Here is an 18,769-nt window from a genome sequence, read left to right on the forward strand (position 1 = left end):
GCGCGCGGGCCGGGCTGTTGACCGCTCCCGGTACACGTTCTACGGTCGCCCGCCAAGAGACTTTCGGCAATGCGGCCGATACTTTCGAGAGGTCATTCGATGAAGATACGCATGCGACTCGCCCGGTGTGTGGCGGGCGGCGCGGCCCTGGCGATGGGGCTGTCCCTGACGGCCTGCGGGGACGGCGGCGGCGCCGGCGGGGCCCAGGAGTTCCACGTACTCGTCTACGGAGACGCGGCGAACAAGGTCGAGAAGGAGATCGTCGCGACCTTCAACAAGACCTCCGACGTCAAGGCCGTCCTCGACACCGTGCCCGGCGCCGACTACCAGCAGAAGCTCCAGACCGTCATCAACACCCCGCAGGCCCCCGACGTCTTCTTCAACTGGGGCGGGGGCAGCATCCAGCCCTTCGTCAAGGCAGGGCTGCTGCTGCCGCTCGACGACATGATCAAGAAGGAGCCGGGCCTCAAGGCGAACTTCCTGCCCTCGGTCTTCAACACGGCGGTCGTCGACGGCAAGGCGTACGGCGTGCCGATGCGCGGCACCCAGCCCGTCCTGCTCTTCAACAACCGCGCGGTCCTCGCCGACGCGGGCGTACAACCGCCCAAGACCTGGGACGAACTGCTCACGGCGGTGGACAAGCTCAAGGCGAAGAAGGTCACCCCGATCGCGCTCGGCGGCGGCGACCAGTGGCCCACGCTCATGTGGTTCGAGTACCTGTACGACCGTGTCGCGGGCCCCGGACTCTTCGAGAAGGCCCTCGCGGGCGACAAGGAGGCGTGGGACAGCCCCGACAGCAGGAAGGCGCTGAGCATGCTCAAGGAGCTGATCGACGCCAAGGCCTTCGGGACCAACTACGACTCGGTGAAGTTCACCGACGGCGGTTCCGCCGCCCTCCTGGCGAGCGGCAAGGCCGGGTTCGAGCTGATGGGCTCGTGGGAGTACTCGACCCAGCAGGACGCCAGCCCCGACTTCGCGAAGAAGGACCTCGGGTACGACGCCTTCCCGGCCGTCGCGGGCGGCAAGGGCGACGCCGCCGGCATCGTCGGCAACACCAACAACTTCTACTCCGTGACGAAGAAGACCAAGCACGCCGACGCCATCGCCAAGTTCCTGGAACTGATGTACTCCGACGCGTTCGTGAAGTCGCAGCTCGCCATCGGGAACCTCCCCACCACCACCAACACCGAGAAGCACCTCGCCGGCGCCGCCAACCCCGACTACCTCAAGTACCAGCTCGACCTGGTCGGCAAGGCCCCGTCGTTCCAGCTCTCCTGGGACCAGGCGTACGCCCCCGAGAACATGACCCCCATCCACCAGGCCGTCCAGCAGTTCTTCAACGGCAGCCTCGACGCCGACGGCTTCATCAAGGCCATGCAGGCCCTGACCACCGCGTAGGGGCTGACCTGATCATGACTGCCACCGCCTCCCGGGCGCCACGCGCCCGGCCCCGGCCCGGACGGGGGGTGTCCCCGCCCGGGGTCGCCCGCCCCGGCATCGGCTGGGCCGTGCCCGCCACCCTGTTCTTCGTCCTGTTCGCCCTCGTACCGCTCGTGCTCGTCGCGGTGCTCTCCTTCACCACCTGGAGCGGTCTGGGCTCACCGCGGTTCGCGGGACTCGGCAACTGGACCAAGCTGTTCCACGACCCGGTCATGATCAAGAGTCTCTGGCTCAGCCTCCTGCTCACCGCGCTGGGCGTGGCGGTCCAGACACCCCTGAGCCTCCTCCTCGGTGTCTGGGCGGCCGGCCCCCAGCGCAACCGCGCCGTCCTGTCCGCCGTCTTCTTCGTCCCGCTCCTGCTCTCCGCCACCGCCGTCTCCGTCCTGTGGCGCGCCCTGCTCGACCCCAACTTCGGCGTCCCCGCCCAGGCCCGCTGGCTCTTCGGCGACGGCAACCTCCTGGGCTCACGGACCGGCGCGATCGGCGTCCTCGTCCTCGTCAGCACCTGGCAGTTCACCCCGCTCCACGCACTGATCTACCAAGGGGCCGCGCGAGCCGTACCGACCGTCCTCTACCAGGCAGCCGCCATCGACGGGGCGGGAACGGTACGGCAGTTCTTCCACGTCACCCTGCCGCAACTGCGCAACGCCATCATCACGTCGGTGATCCTCATGGTCGTCGGCGGGCTCACCACCTTCGACACCGTACTGATCCTCACCCAGGGCGGACCGGGCACCGACACCACCATCACGGCCTTCTACATGTACCAAAAGGCCTTCAAGGGCTTCGACTTCGGAGCGGGAGCCGCGATCGCGCTGCTGCTCGTCCTCGTCGCGACCCTCGTCTCGCTCGTCGTGGTCCGGGTCTCCGGCTACGACAAGATGGCCGGCACCAAGGACGGACTCTCATGAGGCGCACCCCCAACTACCTCGCGGGCGCGGGCGTGTTCGTCTGGCTCTGTCTGGTCGGACTGCCGCTGTACGTGCTCCTCGGCGCCACCGTGCAGTCCCGCGCCGAGTACACCGCGGGCGGCCCACTGTCCTTCCCCCGAACCTTCAGCCTCTCCAACTACACCGAGGACTTCTCCAACGGCTTCGGCCGCTACTTCCTCAACACCGTCATCGTGACCACCAGTGTCGTGGTCATCGTCCTCCTCCTCGTCCCCCCGCTCGCCTTCTCGATCGTCCGCCACCGCGGCCGGTCGGGACCCCGCGTCTTCCGCCTCTTCCTGCTCGGGCTCGCCATCCCCGCGCAGGCGGTGATCGTCCCGATGTTCTACGTCATCAGCAAAGCCGGCCTCTACGACAACCTCATCGGCGTCATCCTCCCGACGGCCGCGTTCTGCCTGCCCGTCTGCGCGCTCATCCTCACGGGCGCCATGCGCGACATCACCGACGAGCTCTTCGAGGCCATGGCCATCGACGGCGCCGACACCCGCCGGGTCTTCTTCCAGCTCGTCGTCCCCCTCTCCAAGGGCGGTATCTCGACCATCGTGGTCTTCTCCGCCCTCCAGGCCTGGAACGGCTTCCTCTTCCCCCTCGTCCTGACCCAGTCCGAGAACACCAAGGTCCTCACCCTCGGGCTGTACAACTTCCAGACCCAGTACGGCATCAACATCCCCGGCCTGCTGGCGGCCGTGGTCCTCTCCACCGTGCCGGTCCTGCTCGTCTACCTGTTCGCCCGCCGCGCCCTGGTCCAGGGGCTCATGGGCGTCGGAGGAAAGTGAACCCCAACGTGACCGCCGACACCCGCCCCGACAGCATCCGTCCCGACAACACCCGCCCCCACAGCGCCCATCCCGCCCCTCGCGTCCGGCACGGCGCGTCCGGCGCGCCGACCGTGGACGAGCTGATCGCCGCCATGACGCTGGAGGAGAAACTCGCCCAGCTCTACGGCCTGTGGGCCGGCGCCTCCCACGACGGCGCCGAAGTGGCCCCCCACCAGCACGACATGGACGAACCGCCGACGCTGGACGAGCTACTGCCGCACGGACTGGGCCAGTTGACCCGGCCCTTCGGCACCGTCCCGGTCGACCCCGCCCTCGGGGCCCTCTCGCTCATGCGCACCCAGGAACGCATCGTCGCCGCGAACCGCTTCGGCATCCCCGCCATGGCCCACGACGAGTGCCTCGCCGGGTTCGCCGCCTGGGGCGCCACCACCTACCCGGTCCCGCTGTCCTGGGGAGCCGCCTTCGACCCCGCCCTGGTCGAGGAGATGGCCCGCGCCATCGGCCACGACATGCGGTCGGTGGGCGTGCACCAAGGCCTCGCCCCCGTCCTGGACGTCGTACGGGACGCCCGCTGGGGCCGGGTCGAGGAGACCATCGGCGAGGACCCCTACCTCGTCGGCACCACCGCCGTCGCCTACATCAAGGGACTTGAGTCCGCCGGGATCGTGGCTACCCTCAAACACTTCGTGGGGTACTCGGCCTCGCGCGGCGGGCGCAACCTGGCACCCGTCGGCATGGGGCCCAGGGAGCGCGCCGACGTCATGCTCCCGCCCTTCGAGATGGCGGTGCGCGAAAGCGGCGTACGGTCCGTCATGCACGCGTACACCGACACCGACGGCGTGCCGTGCGCGGCCGACGCGGACCTCCTCACCGGACTCCTCCGCGACACCTGGGGCTTCACCGGAACGGTCGTGGCCGACTACTTCGGCATCGCCTTCCTCGCGTCCCTGCACGGGGTCGCAGCCGACGCGGGCGAGGCCGCCGCGGCCGCGCTGACCGCCGGGGTCGACGTCGAACTGCCCACCGTGAAGACGTTCGGCGCACCCCTGCGCGACCTGGTGTCGTCCGGGCAGGTGCCGGAGGCCGTGGTCGACCGGGCGGTACGCCGCGTCCTGACGCAGAAGGAGGCGCTGGGCCTCCTCGACCCGGACTGGAGCCCGGTCCCGTCGGCCCTCGCCCACGTCGATCCGCGCGTCCCGGGCGCCACGGACCGGCTGCGCGGCACCGTCAGCCTCGACCGCCCCGAGCACCGCGACATCTCCCGCCGGCTGGCGGAGCGGTCCGTCATCCTGCTCAGCAACCAGGGAGCCCTGCCCCTCGGGCGCCCCCGAAGGATCGCCCTCGTCGGCCCGCAGGCCGACACGCCGACGGCCGTACTGGGCTGCTACTCCTTCCCCGTGCACGTCGGGTCCCAGCATCCCGGCACCCCCGTGGGCATCGAACTGCCCACCCTCCGGGAGGCGTTGGCCGCCGAGTTCCCCGACAGCGAGGTCGTCACCGTCGCCGGGTCGGACATCGACACCCCGGACACCAGCGGCTTCGCCCGGGCCGTGGCGGCGGCCAGCGAGGCGGACGTGGTCGTCGTCGCGCTCGGGGACCGGGCCGGGCTGTTCGGCCGCGGCACCAGCGGCGAGGGCTGCGACGCGGAGAGCCTGGCCCTGCCCGGCGTACAGCACCACCTCCTCGACGCGCTCCTCGACACCGGGAAACCGGTGGTGGTGACCCTGCTTGCCGGCCGGCCCTACGCGCTGGGCCGCGCCACCCACGAGGCGGCCGCGATCGTCCAGGCGTTCTTCCCCGGCCAGGAAGGCGCCGGGGCGGTGGCGGGCGTGCTCGGCGGCCGGATCAACCCCTCCGGGCGGCTGCCGGTGAGCGTCCCCCGGCTGGCGGGCGCCCAGCCCTCCACGTACCTGGCCGCCCCCCTGGCCATGGCCGGTGACGTCTCCAGCATCGACCCCACCCCCGCCTTCGGATTCGGACACGGGCTCACCTACACCACGTTCGCCTGGTCGGACCTCGACACGGGCGGCGACGGGGACCGTACGCCCCCCGTGGCCACCGACGGCGAGGTCGCCCTCGCCTTCACCGTCCGCAACACCGGCGAGCGGGCGGGCGACGAAGTGGTCCAGCTGTACCTGCGGGACCCGGTGGCGTCCGTCGTCCAGCCGGTCCAGCGGCTGATCGGGTACGTACGGGTCGCGCTCGACCCGGGCCGGTCGGCGCGGATCGGCGTCACCGTGCCCGCGGACCTGGCGTCCTTCACCGGCAGGGACGGACGACGGGTCGTCGAACCGGGGCGGCTGGAGCTGCGGTTGGCGGCCTCCAGCACCGACGTCCGGTTCACGGCCGCGGTGACCCTCACCGGGCCGCCGAGACACGTGGACCACACCCGTGAACTGCACGCCCGATTCACCGTCACGCGCACCTGAGCGGGGGCGACGGAGGGGAGCGGCCTGGGGGACGAGGCCCATTGTCAGTGGTCACGTCTACGGTGGATTCCAGGAGATGTCCAGCGCGAGTGAGCAAGGGAGAGTCATGACGACGCTTGAGGGCCGGCCGAACACCGCACTGCTTGTGGTCGACGTGCAGAAGGGCGTGGTCGGGGAGGCACACGAGCGCGAGACCGTCGTGGGCAACATCGCCGGCCTCGTCGAGAGGGCGCGGCGCGAACGGGTCCCGGTGGTCTGGGTCCAGCACTCCGACGAGGGGCTCGTGCACGGAAGCGACGACTGGCGGATCGCCCCCGAACTGGCGCCGGACGACGCCGAACCCCATGTCGAGAAGCGGCACGGCGACTCCTTCGAGGACACCACCCTGGAGAGCGTCCTGGCGGACCTCGCGGTGGGTCGCCTGGTCGTGGTCGGCGCGGAGACCGACGCGTGCGTCCGCTCGACCATCCACGGCGCCTTCACCCGGGGGTACGACGTGACCCTGGTGAGCGACGCGCACACGGCGGGGGACAAGTCCCAGTGGGGCGCGCCGCCGCCGGACCAGGTCATCGCGCACACGAACCTGTACTGGAGCTTCCAGACGGCGCCGGGGCGCACGGCCGGGACGGTCGTCAGCAAGGACGTGGACTTCGCCACCGCCCCCTGATCCGACGCGCTGCGCCGGCGTCCACGACCCGGACGCCGGCGCGGTCGCGGCGCACGTGACAGCGCCGCTCACGTTCCGGGGAGGGGATCGATCAGCCCGTTCGGTACGTCCACCGGCCGGCCAGGAGCGTGCCGTACACCGGCATCTCCCGCAGCTCACGCGCGGACACCCGCGCCGGGTCGCCGGCGGTGAGCACCAGGTCGGCCGTGTCCCCGACGCGCGGTCCGCGCCGCCCGCCCGAGGCCGCCACGAGGGCGTCGTCCAGGGTGATCGCCTGCTCGGGGTGCCACGGGTCGCGGCCGTCCGGTCCGGACCGGTGCACCGCGGCCGCGATGCCGTGCCACGGATCCAGCGGGGAGACCGGCGCGTCCGAGCCGATCTCCAGGGTCGCCCCGGCGCGGAGCAACTCGGCGTACGGGTAGGACCGGTCGGTCCGCCCGGCCCAGTGGTGGTCGGCGATGTCACGGTCGTCCGGGGCGTGCGCCGGCTGGACGCCCAGCACGAGACCGGGCGCGGCGAACCGGGCAAGGTCCGCACGGTCGATCAGCTGGGCGTGCTCGATCCGGCCGGGACAGCCGACCTCCTCGAACGCGTCCAGGGCAAGGGTGTTGGCACGGTCGCCGATCGCGTGCACCGCGGCGTGGATGCCGTGCTCCGCCGCGCGGGCCATGAGCCGCGCCAGCTCCGCCGGAGGGGTCTGGAGGATCCCGTGCCGCTCCCCGGGCCGGGCCGCCCCGGGATACGGATCGGCGCACAACGCGGTCCGCGTGTTGAGCGAGCCGTCCACGAAGAGCTTGAGCGGACCGACCCGCGCCAGCCCGCCGGTGCCGGGCAGCACGTCGCCGGTGCGCCGGCCCTCCTCGATCGCCCGCTCCAGATGGGTCGGATAGACCGAGCAGATCACCTGGACGCCCAGGTCCGCCACGGACGCGCGGCGGGTCCAGTCGGCGATGTTGTCGGCGTACTCGAAGTCCAGGATCCCCACCACACCCCGGGCCGCGGCGGCGCGTACGGCGTCGCGCACCCAGCGGTCGACGACCTCGGGACCCGCCTGGGCGAGGCGGGCGACCGCGTCGAGGCACGCCTGCTCGCGCAGCACCCCGGTCGGGTGGCCGCCCTGCCCGATCCGGCGCAGGGCGGCCCGGCCGAACCACGCCGTGTGCAGGTCGTTGCTGACCAGCGCCACGGCATGGCCGGTGTCCTCGGACCACGCGAGCAGGGACGGATCCGGCGCGTCGGGCCACAACCCGTCGCGGAAGCCGAACCCGATGAGCGGCTCGTCCGGTCCGTGCTGCCCGTCGAGCGCCGCGGCGGCCATGAGATCCGCCGCCGCCCGCGCGGACCGTGCGCCGGACAGGTCGACGCGGCGGCGCGCGCTGGCCCACTGGACGCTGTGCACGTGCGCGTCCCAGAAGCCGGGGAGCACGGTGAGGCCCCGGCCGTCCACGGTCTCGCTACCGGGAGGGGGAGCGAGGTCCGTACCGATGGCGGCGATCCGGCCGCCGGAGACCACGAGGTCACGGACCGGACCGCCGGAGCCGACGCGTATCGCGCGGAGCAACAGCGGGGCGGCCCCATCGGCGGCGATGCGTGCGTCACTCGTCTGCATCGGCTCATCCTAGGGACCGCCCAGGTCCGGCAGGCCCGGACCTCAGGGCGCCCGGCTGCGGGCCTTCGGGTCTTAGCCCTTCGGCTCGGTGAAGCGGATGTGGTTGCCGAAGGGGTCGCGGAGGCCGCAGTCGATCCCGTACGGGCGCTCGGTCGGCTCCTCGGTGAACTCGACGCCCTTCTCCACCAGCGTCGCGTAGGTCTTGCGGCAGTCGCCCGTGCTGAAGATGAGGTGGCCGCCCACCGCCCCCTTGGTCAGCAGCTCGCGGACCTGCCCGGCGGTCTCCTCGGACATCGCCGGGGGTCCCGGCTTCTCCAGCAGGATCTGGCGCTCCGGGTGGCCGGGGACGTGGACGGTCAGCCAGCGCATGAAGCCCATGTCGATGTCGGCGCCGACCTCCAGGCCGAGCTTGCCGACGTAGAAGTCGAGGGCCGCGTCCTGGTCGAGGACGTAGATCTGTGAGTGTGTGATCGCGTTGAACATGAGTGTCACGCTACCGACCGGACCGGACGAAAACTTATCCGAAACTGCTCGATCGGCGGCGGTCCCAAGCACGCTGCACCGCCCGGGCACGGTGGACCGCCCAGGTGCGGGGGACGCTCAGGCGCTCGGCCGGGTCCACGCCATGGTGAAACACGTGGGCACCCCCTTGGCGGCCGCCGCTTCCCTGGCCTCCCTGGCGGCCCGGGCCTCCTTCCGGTACGTCCTCGGTGACCGGCCCACGATGTCGCGGAACGTGCGGCTGAAGGTCCCCGGACTGCCGAAGCCGACCTGGAAGCAGATGTCCGTCACACTGCGGTCGGTGTCCCGCAGCAGGAACATCGCCCGCTCCACCCGGCGGCGCTGGAGGTAGCGGTGCGGCGTCTCGCCGAAGGTGGCCCGGAAGGTACGGGCGAAGTGCGCCTCCGACACCAGGGCGATCCGGGCCAGGGTCGGCACGTCCAACGGCCGCGCGTACGCGTGGTCCATCGCGTCCCGCGCGCGGAGCATGCGGCGGTTGGTCTCTTCTGCGGCCCGGCTCACCCGGCCATCACACCACGGCGCCGATCCGCCGCGACAGTCGAGGCGGAAATGGCTTCGACCGCCGCGGTGGTTGCCTCTACCGTGGCCCGGTGACAACTCAGGTGATCGTGTTGAACGGCGGTTCCAGTTCGGGCAAGTCCGGCATCGTCCGGTGTCTCCAGGCAGTGCTGCCGGACCCGTGGCTCGCCGCCGCGATCGACTCGCTGGTCGACGCGATGCCCGCCTCCCTCAGAAGCTCGGACGCCGGCATCGAGTTCACCGCGGACGGGGGTGTGAACCTCGGAGCGGAGTTCCTCAGACTGGAGGCCGCCTGGATGGAGGGCGTCGCCGCGACGGCGCGCGCGGGCGTGGGCGTCATCGTGGACGACGTCTTCCTCGGCGGCCCGGAATCCCAGGAGCGGTGGCGCAAGGCCCTGGTCGGACTGGACGTGCTGTGGGTGGGCGTCCGGTGCGAGACCCCGGTCGCCGAGGGCCGCGAGATCGCGCGCGGCGACCGGGCCAGGGGAATGGCCGCCGCGCAGGCGGACCTGGTCCACCGCGGCGTGGTCTACGACCTGGAGATCGACACCACCCACGCGGAGTCCCTGGACTGCGCACGGTCCATCGCGGCCCGCGTCACCTAGCCGAGGCCGCCCCTCCCTCCCCGCCCGCGCCGGCGGACGCCCTGACGTACGAGACGTCCGTCAGGCCTGCGCGGCGGCCTCGGGCGCGGGGACCGGCGCCGGGGCGGACCCGGCCGGCGTGGTCCTCCGTACCGGAATGAGGGCGGCGACCACCGCCGCCGCCAGCCCCACACCGCATCCGATGAGCATGGCGGCACGGAAGCCGTCCTCGGACGGCAGGGCGTACCCGCCGAAGTCGGTGGTCATCTGCGCCAGGACCACACCGATCACGGCGGCGGAGACCGAGCTGCCGATCGAACGCATCAGTGTGTTGAAGCTGTTGGCGGAGGCCGTCTCCGACAGGGGGACGGCGCCCATGATCAGGGCCGGCATCGCGCCGTACGCGAACCCCACGCCCGTGTTGCAGACGAGGGTGACCACCAACAGGCTCCAGGGGGACCCCGAGCCGAGCAGCGGCAGCGAGAGGCCGTATCCCACGCCGATGACAAGGCTGCCCACGGCCAGGGTGACCTTCGGGCCCTTGACCGCCGACAGCTTCGCGCCGAGCGGCGACATGATCATCATCATGAGGCCGGCCGGCGCCATCCACAGACCCATGGCGAGCATCGACTGCCCCAGGCCGTAACCGGTCGACTTCGGCAGCTGGAGCAGCTGCGGTACGACCAGGGACTGGGCGTACATCGCGAAACCGACCAGCACCGAGGCCGCGTTGGTCATCAGGACCTGGGGGCGGGCGGTCACCCGCAGGTCGACCAGCGGCTCGCTGATACGCAGTTCCCACACACCCCACACGAGCAGCACCACGACGGCGGCCGCGAAGAGCCCCAGGGTGGTGCCGCTGCCCCAACCCCAGTCCGCGCCCTTGGACACGGCGAGCAGCAGGCAGACCAGGCCGGCGCCCAGCCCGATGGCGCCGAGCACGTCGAAGCCCTTCGACCCGGTGGCCTCGCCGCCCGCGGGGACGAAGGCCCAGATGAGGCTTCCGACGGCCAGGGCCAGGGCGGCGACGACCCAGAACAGCACCCGCCAGCTGGTGTTCTCCGCGATCGCGGCGGCGAAGGGGAGGCCGAGCGCACCGCCCACGCCCATCGACGCGCTCATGATCGCGATGGACGAGCCGAGCTTCTCGGCCGGCACCACGTCGCGCAGGAGGCTGATGCCGAGGGGGACCACACCCATGCCGACGCCCTGGAGGCCGCGACCGACAATCATCGGGACGACGGACGACGACAGGGCGCACACCACCGAGCCCACGACGAGCGGCACCAGGGAGACCAGCAGCATGCGGCGCTTGCCGTACATGTCGCCGAGCCGTCCGGCGACGGGCGTGGCGACGGCCGCCGCGAGCAGGGTGGCGGTGATGACCCAGGAGGCGTTGGACGCCGAGGTGTCGAGCAGCTTCGGCAGCTCCGCGATCAGCGGCACCACCAAGGTCTGGGTGATCGCGGCCACGATGCCCGCGAAGGCGAGGATGCCGACCACGCCACCGGGGCGGGCTGCGGGCTGGGAACTGTCCACGGATGTCTCCCTGTTGGTCTGCCAGGTCATGGCGGAGCGCCACCACGGGTGCTCGATGTGCACCATACATGAAGCGTGTGCCATGCATGAGACATGCACCATGCATGAAATGTGCACGGTGCATCAAGGCTGTGATAGGGAGGGAGGGGAGAGCAGGATCCGACGCCGAAGAGAACCCGCGGTGACCCTTCCTTGGACAGCCCCGAGACGCCCGACACCCCTGATGCCGCCCCGACCCCCGACGCGTCCGGAAAGCCCCTGGAGCGGATCGAGTTCGAGGCCATGCTTCTCGGCCGGTACCTGCACCTGCTCGCCGCCCGGGGCGGCGGCCGGCTCGACCGCAGCGCCTACACCGTGCTCAGCCGCATCCGGGCCGAGGGCCCGATGTCGATCGGCCGGCTGAGCGACGCCTTCGGGCTGGACGCGTCCACCCTCAACCGGCAGACCGCCGCCATGCTGCGGGCCGGGACGGTCGAGCGCATCCCCGACCCCGAGGGGAGCATGGCCCGGCGGTTCGCCATCACGCCGGAAGGGGAGCGGCGGTTGGACCGGGACCGGGCCGAGAACGTGGCCGGTCTGGCCAGACTGCTGGAGGCCTGGACGCCGGCCGACGCGGCCCAACTGGCCGACGGCCTCTCGCGTTTGAACCGGGACATCGAACGCCTCGACGGCCGCCCCTGGCCACGCGACTGAGCCGGCAGCGACGCCATGGCGTCACTGCCGGCCCGGGGTCGGCTGTCCGTTACGGTAACTCGCCTGTCAGCCCTGGGGGTTGAACGCGATACCGGCCGGCTTGGAGTTGGTGAGCAGGCCCACGAACCTACCCTCGTTGATCTTGATCGTCGCCGAACCGAAGTCCGCGTTCATCAGCTTGTCGCGCAGCGCCGTGGTGGGCCAGCCGTTCCAGTCCACCAGGGGCGGGTAGCGCCAGTTGTGGTAGTGGTTCTCCGGCGGCTCGTCGTTGTTGTTGGCGAGCCGGAAGAAGTGCGTGGACAGCCCGTCCTTGTGGAAGACGACCTTCGGGTGCGTCCCGTCGAAGCGGACCTGCGAGCGGGGGTAGGTCACCTGGCTGCTGTGCTGTGTGGTCGTCACGTACTCCACCTGGTTGGTGGACTGGTTGATCCAGGAGATGACGTGCTCCCAGTCGTGGCGGTGGCCCCCGAGGCCGCTGCCCGCGACAGCCTGGTCCTTCTCGAAGTAGCTGGCGTACACGACCGCGCACCAGCCGTTGTTGCACTTCGAGCGGGCGTACGTCTGGGAGTTGTCGAGGTCCGACTGGTCCCGGCAGCTGCCGTTGACCGCGCCCGTCGTGTTCAGCCCGGGGGCGAGCGTTCCGTCAGGGCCGATCGCCGGCGTGGCGTAGCAGCCGTCGGTGTCGTAGTCGTAGGCGGGGGAGAAGGACTGCTCCCAACCCCCGGCGTTCTGCGGCAGGTTGCGCGGCGGATCGGCGTGAGCCATCGACGCGGGGATGACGACGGCCAGGACCGTGGCACCGAGCACGGTCGCGAACCGGGCCGCCCCGCGCTTCAGGACGGAGGGCCGGGAGGCGGCGACCGGCGCGTCCGACGTACCCGACGACCTCACCTCCGTCTCGACCGAAGGCGCTTGGCGCAGAAGACTTCTCATTCTTGACTCTCCTCGCAGGACTCAAGACCCATGACGCGACATCAGGTCGGCACGGGGGGAGCGATCCGGCATCCGCGCGGGGACCCGCGCCGACGCACCACACACGTCGCGACTGTTCCGGCACCGACGGGCCGACGCCTGAACAAGGCAAGGAAACCGGATGACATAGACATGATCAATGGCTGCGACAGGATGTCTTTGCGCCGGGCGCCCGTCGGCGAGGGCTCCCACCAGGACAATCCCTCCACGGGAGGACACCCCGTACCAGATCCTCGAAGTCCACCCGCCCCCAAGGCTGTTGTGCTCAGCGGCCCGTGCGGCGGGAGTCCGTCCCGGGCCGGGCGGAAGCCGGGTCACGCCTCCCGGCGGTCCGCCCCCGGCGTACTCCTGAGGCCGCGGCTGCGCCCGCGGAACTCCACGATCACGTCGTCACCGCGCCGGACCGTCACGTCGTACAGGCCACTGCGGCCGAATCGGACCCGCTCCACCGCGACGGCCGTCAGGACGTCGCCCTCCCGCGCGGGGGCGACGAAGTCCACGTCCGCCCCGGCGGCGACCGTCACGGGGCCGTGCCCGTTGCAGGCGCAGGCGAAGGCGGTGTCGGCGAAGAGGAACAAGTAGCCCCCGTGGGCGATCCCGTGCCCGTTGACCATCGCCGCCGTGACGGTCATCCGCGTCACGGCGGTCCCGTCGCCGTGCTCCAGCAGTTCGATGCCCAGGCGCCGGGACGCCTCGTCCGCGGCGAACATCGACACGACGGGATCCGGCTCGGCGGGGGTGGCTCGTGTCATCGTTCCATCCGTCTTGTGTCCCGACCGAACATTCGGTTAGCGTTCGGAGCGGTTACGTTACCCAGCCACGAACCTCGCCTGTCAAGAGGGGGACACATGCAGCGGGAAAGCCCGCCCGGCGCCGTGTTCCCCGGGCCCGCCCGCGTCGCGGTCCCGTCCGCCACCCACCCGTCCCGCCGCCCGGTCCCCGCCGAGGAGCCCGCCCATGCCTGACGACGTCTACCTGATCGACGGAGCCCGTACCCCGCAGGGCCGCTACGGCGGCGCCCTCGCGTCCGTACGCCCCGACGACCTGGCCGCCCTCGTCGTCGGCGAGGCCGTCCGCCGCGCGGGCGTCCCCGGGGACGCCGTGGACGAGGTGATCCTCGGCGCCGCGAACCAGGCCGGTGAGGACAACCGGGACGTGGCGCGCATGGCCGTCCTGCTGGCCGGGCTGCCGCACACCGTGCCCGGCTACACCGTCAACCGGCTGTGCGCCTCCGGGCTGACGGCCGTCGCCTCCGCCGCCCAGGCGATCCGCGCGGGCGAGGCCGACCTCGTGGTCGCCGGCGGCGTCGAGTCGATGACCCGCGCCCCCTGGGTGATGGAGAAGCCCGGCACGCCATGGGCCAAGCCCGGCCAGGTGTTCGACACGTCCCTGGGCTGGCGCTTCACCAACCCCCGGTTCGCGGCGGCCGACCGCGCCGTGCCCGCGGGCGCCGACCCGCGCACCACGAAGGTGACCCTGTCGATGGGGGAGACCGCCGAGGAGGTCGCCGCGCTCGACGGCATCACCCGCGCCGACTCCGACGCGTTCGCCCTGCGCAGCCACCAGCGGGCCCTCGCCGCCCAGGAGGCGGGCCACTTCGACCGCGAGATCGTGCCGGTCCCCGTGAAGGACGGCGAGGTCACCCGCGACGAGGGCCCGCGCCCCACCACCACGCTCGAGAAGCTCGGCGCCCTGCGCACGATCTTCCGCGAGGACGGCATCGTCACCGCCGGCTCCTCCTCGCCGCTCTCCGACGGCGCCGCCGCGCTCGTCGTGGCGAGCGCCTCGGCCGTCGCCCGCTACGGACTCACCCCCCGGGCCCGCATCGTCGCCTCCGCCTCCGCCGGCGTCCAGCCCAACGTCATGGGCCTCGGCCCCGTGCCCGCCACCCGGAAGGTGCTGGCCCGCGCCGGCTGGCAGACCGCGGACCTCGACGCGATCGAGCTGAACGAGGCATTCGCCGCCCAGGCGCTGGCGGTCGTACGCCGTCTCGGACTCGACGAGGACCTGGTGAACGCCGACGGCGGGGCCATCGCGCTCGGCCACCCGCTGGGCTGCTCGGGCGCCCGCCTCGTCCTCACCCTGCTCGGCCGGCTGGAACGGGCCGACGCCCGCAAGGGCCTCGCCACCCTGTGCGTGGGCGTCGGCCAGGGCGTCGCGATGTTGGTGGAGCGCGTATGAGCGCCGCGCCCCCGCGTATCCCGCCGGCCGGCGCACCGCCCGCACGGGACGCGGTCGCCGCCGACCCCGCGCGGCGCGCGGAAGGCCGTAGAATGCTTCGAACGGTGAACCGAACGAATGGTCGGTTGGGGAGATGGCATGGATGACACACAGTCCGGCGCGGCAGTGCACGCCGAACCGGCGCTCGCGGAGTACGAGGAGTCCTTCGCGGCCACGATCGCGCGCGACCAGCGCGTCGAGCCGCGGGACTGGATGCCCGACGGTTACCGCAAGACGCTGATCAGGCAGATCGCACAGCACGCCCACTCGGAGATCATCGGCATGCAGCCGGAGGGCGACTGGATCACCCGGGCCCCCTCGCTGCGCCGCAAGGCGATCCTGTTCGCGAAGGTCCAGGACGAGGCCGGCCACGGCCTCTACCTGTACTCGGCCGCCGAGACCCTGGGCGTCGACCGGGACGACCTCACCACGCGCCTGATCGAGGGCCGCCAGAAGTATTCGTCGATCTTCAACTACCCCACCCCGACCTTCGCGGACGTCGGCGTGATCGGCTGGTTCGTGGACGGCGCGGCGATCTGCAACCAGGTGCCGTTGTGCCGCAGTTCGTACGGTCCGTACGCCCGGGCGATGGTCCGTATCTGCAAGGAGGAGTCCTTCCACCAGCGGCAGGGCTACGAGTTGCTGATGACGATGATGCGCGGGACCGAGGCGCAGCGGGCGATGGTGCAGGACGCGGTGGACCGGTGGTGGTGGCCGTCGCTGATGATGTTCGGCCCGCCGGACGGGAACTCGCCGAACTCGGCGGCGTCGATGGCGTGGAAGATCAAGCGTCACAGCAACGACGAGCTGCGCCGGCGCTTCGTGGACATGACCGTGCCGCAGGCCCAGAAGCTCGGGGTGACCCTTCCGGACCCCGAACTGCGGTGGAACGAGGCGGAGGGCCGCCACGACTTCGGGACCCCCGACTGGGACGAGCTGACGCGCGTCATCACGGGCGACGGGCCGTGCAACGAGGAGCGGGTCCGGCGGCGGCGCGAGGCGCACGAGGAAGGCGCGTGGGTACGGGAGGCGGCCGCGGCGCACGCGGCGAAGCAGGCGGCACGGACGCGCGAAGGAGCGGCGGCATGAGCGAGATCCAGGAGTCGAGGGCGGGCTGGCCGCTGTACGAGGTGTTCGTGCGCGGCAAGCGGGGGCTCAACCACGTCCACGTCGGCTCGCTCCACGCGGCCGACGACCGGATGGCCCTCACCCACGCCCGGGACCTGTACACGCGGCGCAACGAGGGCGTGAGCATCTGGGTGGTGCGCTCGGCGCACATCGCCGCCTCGACCCGTGACGAGAAGGACCCCTTCTTCGAGCCCAGCGCCGACAAGGTGTACCGGCATCCCACCTTCTACGACATCCCCGACGACGTCCCCCACATCTAGGAGCCCGGGCATGACCGACGACCACGTCTACATGACCCTCGCGGAGGGGCACGACGACGGCGACGCCCGGTGGGCGTTCGGCACCGGCTTCGAGGACCCCCTGCACGGCGTGGACACCACCATCCCCGGCGGCGTCGATCGGGCGGACCTCACCGCGACCTGTCTCGCGCTCGGCGACGACGCCCTGATCAGTGCCCAGCGGCTCGCGGAGTGGACCACCCGCGCCCCCGAGCTGGAGGAGGACGTCGCCCTCGCGAACATCGGGCTCGACCTGCTCGGGCAGGCCCGTCTGCTGTACACCCGGGCCGGCCACGCCGACGGCACCGGCCGCGGCGAGGACGCCTACGCGTACTTCCGCGACCCCGCCGCCTTCCGCAACGTACGCCTGGCCGAACTGCCGAACGGGGACTTCGCGTTCAGCGTCGTACGACTCCTGGTCCTGTCCACCTGGCGGCTCGCCCACTTCCAGCGGCTCACCACCACCGCGGACCCCGTCCTCTCCGCCATCGCGGTCAAGGGCGTGAAGGAGCTGACGTACCACCGCCAGTGGGCCGCCGACTGGACGCTGCGCCTTGGCGACGGCACCGAGGAGTCGCACCGGCGCACACGCACCGCGCTGCGGCAGGTCGCGCCGTACCTGGGCGAGCTGTTCTCGGCGTACGACGTCCGCGAAGAAGTCCTCGCGATCCTGCGCCAGGTCCTCGACGCCGCCGGACTCCCCCTGCCCGCGTGGCAGCCGCTCCCGGGATCCGGCCGGGACGGGGACCACACCGAACACCTCGCCCCGCTGCTGGCCGAGTTGCAGTCCGTGGCCCGGGCCCACCCGGAGGGCACATGGTGACCGGTACGGTGGACGTCCGCCGCGCCCGTCACATCGCCGAGGGCGTGCCCGACCCGGAACTCCCCATGCTCACCCTCGCCGACCTCGGGGTGCTGCGCGGAGTCGAGGCCGGCGACGACGGCACGATCGTCGCGTCCCTCACCCCCACCTACTCCGGCTGTCCCGCCATGGCCGAGATGCGCGCCGGGGTGGCGACCCGGCTGAGGGCCGCCGGGTACGCGCACGTGGAGATCCGTACCGTCCTGGACCCGCCGTGGACCACGGACTGGATCACCCCTGCGGGCCGCCGCAAGCTCGCCGAGCACGGCATCGCCCCGCCCGGTCCCGCCCCCCGGCACGCGCCCGGCCCCGTCCCCCTGGTGCTCTCCCCGACGCGCGCACAGGTGGGCTGCCCCTTGTGCGGTTCGGCGGACACCGAGGAAACCTCCCGGTTCGGTGCCACGTCGTGCAAGGCGCTGTGGCGCTGCCGCGCCTGCCGTGAGCCGTTCGAGTACGTCAAGGAGATCTGATGGCAGACCTGTTGAGCCCGGCACCCGCACGGGCCCCACGGCGCCGGCCCGCCTTCCACCCCCTGCGCGTGGCCGAGGTACGGCGGCTGTGCGAGGACGCGGTCTCCGTCGCGTTCGAGATCCCCGCCGAACTCGCCGCGGAGTTCGCCTTCGCCCCCGGGCAGGCGCTCACCCTGCGCCGCCAGGTCGAGGGACGCGACGAGCGGCGCTCGTACTCCATCTGCGCCCCGGCCGGCACCCTCCCGCGCATCGGGGTGCGGGAAGTGCCCGACGGCCTGTTCTCGTCCTGGCTCGTCCACCAGGTGAAGCCCGGGGACGTCATCGACGTCATGGCCCCCACCGGCGCGTTCACCCCCGACCTCACCACGCACGGCCACCACGTCCTGGTCGCGGCCGGTTCCGGGATCACCCCGATGATCTCCATCGCCGAGTCGGTCCTCGCCGCCGACGACCGCTCGCGGGTCACCCTCTTCTACGGCAACCGCCGCACCAACTCGGTGATGTTCGCCGACGAACTCGCCGACCTCAAGGACCTCTACCCGACCCGCTTCCAGCTCGCGCACGTCCTGTCGCGCGAACCGCGCGAGGCCGAGATGCTCACCGGCCGCCTCGACGCAGACCGCCTCGCCGCCCTCGTCGCCGGGCTGGTCGACGTCGCGGACGCCGACCACTGGTGGCTGTGCGGCCCCCACGGCATGGTCCGCGACGCCCAGCGCGTCCTGACCGGGCTCGGCGTCCCCGCCGACCGGGTCCACCGCGAGCTGTTCTTCGCCGACGACGAGCCGGTACGCGAGACACGCCACGTGGACGCCGCCGCCGAGGGCCCGGTCAGCCAGGTCACCCTCACACTCGACGGCCGCACCACCACCGGCCCGCTCGCCCGCACCGAAACCATCCTTGACGGCGCCCAGAAGACCCGCCCCGACCTCCCCTTCGCCTGCAAGGGCGGGGTGTGCGGCACCTGCCGCGCCCTGGTCACCGACGGCAAGGCGGACATGCGCCGCAACTACGCCCTCGAACCGGCCGAGGTCGACGCCGGATACGTCCTCACCTGCCAGACCTACCCCGTCTCGGAAACAGTGAGCGTCGACTACGACAGCTGAAGCAG

At 71.9% G+C, this 18,769-nt stretch carries 19 protein-coding genes; 13 read left to right on the forward strand and 6 right to left on the reverse strand.

Going from position 1 to position 18,769, the window contains the following annotated elements; translation table 11 throughout:
• The first annotated feature begins 99 nt into the window (after window positions 1-99).
• From HA039_RS33240 to HA039_RS33260, 5 genes are all read left to right on the forward strand, one after another.
• On the forward strand, window positions 100-1,398 hold the full coding sequence (locus tag HA039_RS33240) for an ABC transporter substrate-binding protein (protein WP_167035729.1): 1,299 nt from the start codon (window positions 100-102) through the stop codon (window positions 1,396-1,398).
• 14 nt (window positions 1,399-1,412) lie between these two features.
• Window positions 1,413-2,351: a carbohydrate ABC transporter permease gene (locus HA039_RS33245; RefSeq protein ID WP_167035731.1), complete on the forward strand. Its 939-nt coding sequence runs from the start codon at window positions 1,413-1,415 to the stop codon at window positions 2,349-2,351.
• Window positions 2,348-3,166, forward strand: coding sequence for a carbohydrate ABC transporter permease (locus tag HA039_RS33250; protein WP_167035733.1), 819 nt, complete (start codon window positions 2,348-2,350; stop codon window positions 3,164-3,166). The genes HA039_RS33245 and HA039_RS33250 overlap by 4 nt, the downstream gene beginning before the upstream one ends.
• A gap of 134 nt (window positions 3,167-3,300) precedes the next feature.
• On the forward strand, window positions 3,301-5,598 hold the full coding sequence (locus HA039_RS33255; RefSeq protein ID WP_167038039.1) for a beta-xylosidase/alpha-l-arabinosidase: 2,298 nt from the start codon (window positions 3,301-3,303) through the stop codon (window positions 5,596-5,598).
• Window positions 5,599-5,704: 106 nt separating this feature from the next.
• Window positions 5,705-6,265, forward strand: a complete 561-nt coding sequence (locus tag HA039_RS33260; RefSeq protein WP_167035735.1) for an isochorismatase family protein — start codon at window positions 5,705-5,707, stop codon at window positions 6,263-6,265.
• A gap of 91 nt (window positions 6,266-6,356) precedes the next feature.
• On the opposite strand, the gene HA039_RS33265 is transcribed toward HA039_RS33260, so the two are convergent.
• From HA039_RS33265 to HA039_RS33275, 3 genes are all read right to left on the reverse strand, one after another.
• On the reverse strand, window positions 6,357-7,874 hold the full coding sequence (locus HA039_RS33265; protein WP_167035737.1) for an amidohydrolase: 1,518 nt from the start codon (window positions 7,872-7,874) through the stop codon (window positions 6,357-6,359).
• A 72-nt stretch (window positions 7,875-7,946) separates the two neighbouring features.
• Complete coding sequence (locus HA039_RS33270) at window positions 7,947-8,357, reverse strand: VOC family protein (protein WP_167035739.1); 411 nt, start codon at window positions 8,355-8,357, stop codon at window positions 7,947-7,949.
• 117 nt (window positions 8,358-8,474) lie between these two features.
• Entirely contained in the window at window positions 8,475-8,897 is a 423-nt protein-coding gene (locus HA039_RS33275; protein ID WP_208298751.1) for a helix-turn-helix domain-containing protein, read from the reverse strand.
• A gap of 89 nt (window positions 8,898-8,986) precedes the next feature.
• Here HA039_RS33275 and cpt point away from each other — a divergent pair, with 89 nt between their 5' ends.
• The gene (cpt, locus tag HA039_RS33280) at window positions 8,987-9,520 is read left to right on the forward strand and encodes a chloramphenicol phosphotransferase CPT (RefSeq protein ID WP_167035741.1); all 534 of its coding nucleotides are present in this window, start codon (window positions 8,987-8,989) and stop codon (window positions 9,518-9,520) included.
• A 60-nt stretch (window positions 9,521-9,580) separates the two neighbouring features.
• Here cpt and HA039_RS33285 read toward each other — a convergent pair whose 3' ends face one another.
• Window positions 9,581-11,068, reverse strand: a complete 1,488-nt coding sequence (locus HA039_RS33285; RefSeq protein WP_425086437.1) for an MFS transporter — start codon at window positions 11,066-11,068, stop codon at window positions 9,581-9,583.
• Window positions 11,069-11,320: 252 nt separating this feature from the next.
• On the opposite strand from HA039_RS33285, the gene HA039_RS33290 reads away from it, so the two are divergent.
• Window positions 11,321-11,731 (forward strand): MarR family winged helix-turn-helix transcriptional regulator, encoded by a 411-nt coding sequence (locus tag HA039_RS33290; protein ID WP_167038047.1) that lies wholly within the window; start codon window positions 11,321-11,323, stop codon window positions 11,729-11,731.
• Window positions 11,732-11,797: 66 nt separating this feature from the next.
• On the opposite strand, the gene HA039_RS33295 is transcribed toward HA039_RS33290, so the two are convergent.
• Window positions 11,798-12,664 carry an NPP1 family protein gene (locus tag HA039_RS33295; RefSeq protein ID WP_167035743.1) on the reverse strand — a complete coding sequence of 289 codons (867 nt, stop codon included), beginning with the start codon at window positions 12,662-12,664 and terminating at the stop codon, window positions 11,798-11,800.
• Window positions 12,665-13,017: 353 nt separating this feature from the next.
• Complete coding sequence (gene paaI / locus HA039_RS33300) at window positions 13,018-13,455, reverse strand: hydroxyphenylacetyl-CoA thioesterase PaaI (RefSeq protein ID WP_167035745.1); 438 nt, start codon at window positions 13,453-13,455, stop codon at window positions 13,018-13,020.
• A 205-nt stretch (window positions 13,456-13,660) separates the two neighbouring features.
• On the opposite strand from paaI, the gene HA039_RS33305 reads away from it, so the two are divergent.
• The 6 genes from HA039_RS33305 (at window position 13,661) to paaE (ending at window position 18,764) form a co-directional block, all read left to right on the forward strand.
• Entirely contained in the window at window positions 13,661-14,884 is a 1,224-nt protein-coding gene (locus tag HA039_RS33305; protein WP_167035747.1) for a thiolase family protein, read from the forward strand.
• Between the two features lie 138 nt (window positions 14,885-15,022).
• Window positions 15,023-16,012: a 1,2-phenylacetyl-CoA epoxidase subunit PaaA gene (gene paaA, locus HA039_RS33310; RefSeq protein ID WP_167035749.1), complete on the forward strand. Its 990-nt coding sequence runs from the start codon at window positions 15,023-15,025 to the stop codon at window positions 16,010-16,012.
• Complete coding sequence (paaB, locus tag HA039_RS33315) at window positions 16,009-16,311, forward strand: 1,2-phenylacetyl-CoA epoxidase subunit PaaB (protein WP_167035751.1); 303 nt, start codon at window positions 16,009-16,011, stop codon at window positions 16,309-16,311. Before paaA ends, paaB begins: the two co-directional genes overlap by 4 nt.
• 10 nt (window positions 16,312-16,321) lie before the next feature.
• Entirely contained in the window at window positions 16,322-17,152 is an 831-nt protein-coding gene (gene paaC, locus HA039_RS33320; RefSeq protein ID WP_167035753.1) for a 1,2-phenylacetyl-CoA epoxidase subunit PaaC, read from the forward strand.
• Window positions 17,146-17,661, forward strand: coding sequence for a 1,2-phenylacetyl-CoA epoxidase subunit PaaD (gene paaD, locus HA039_RS33325; RefSeq protein ID WP_167035755.1), 516 nt, complete (start codon window positions 17,146-17,148; stop codon window positions 17,659-17,661). The genes paaC and paaD overlap by 7 nt, the downstream gene beginning before the upstream one ends.
• Window positions 17,661-18,764 carry a 1,2-phenylacetyl-CoA epoxidase subunit PaaE gene (paaE, locus tag HA039_RS33330; RefSeq protein WP_208298752.1) on the forward strand — a complete coding sequence of 368 codons (1,104 nt, stop codon included), beginning with the start codon at window positions 17,661-17,663 and terminating at the stop codon, window positions 18,762-18,764. Before paaD ends, paaE begins: the two co-directional genes overlap by 1 nt.
• Window positions 18,765-18,769 lie beyond the last annotated feature (5 nt).

The organism is Streptomyces liangshanensis (genome assembly GCF_011694815.1).
Taxonomy (GTDB): Bacteria; Actinomycetota; Actinomycetes; order Streptomycetales; family Streptomycetaceae; genus Streptomyces; species Streptomyces liangshanensis.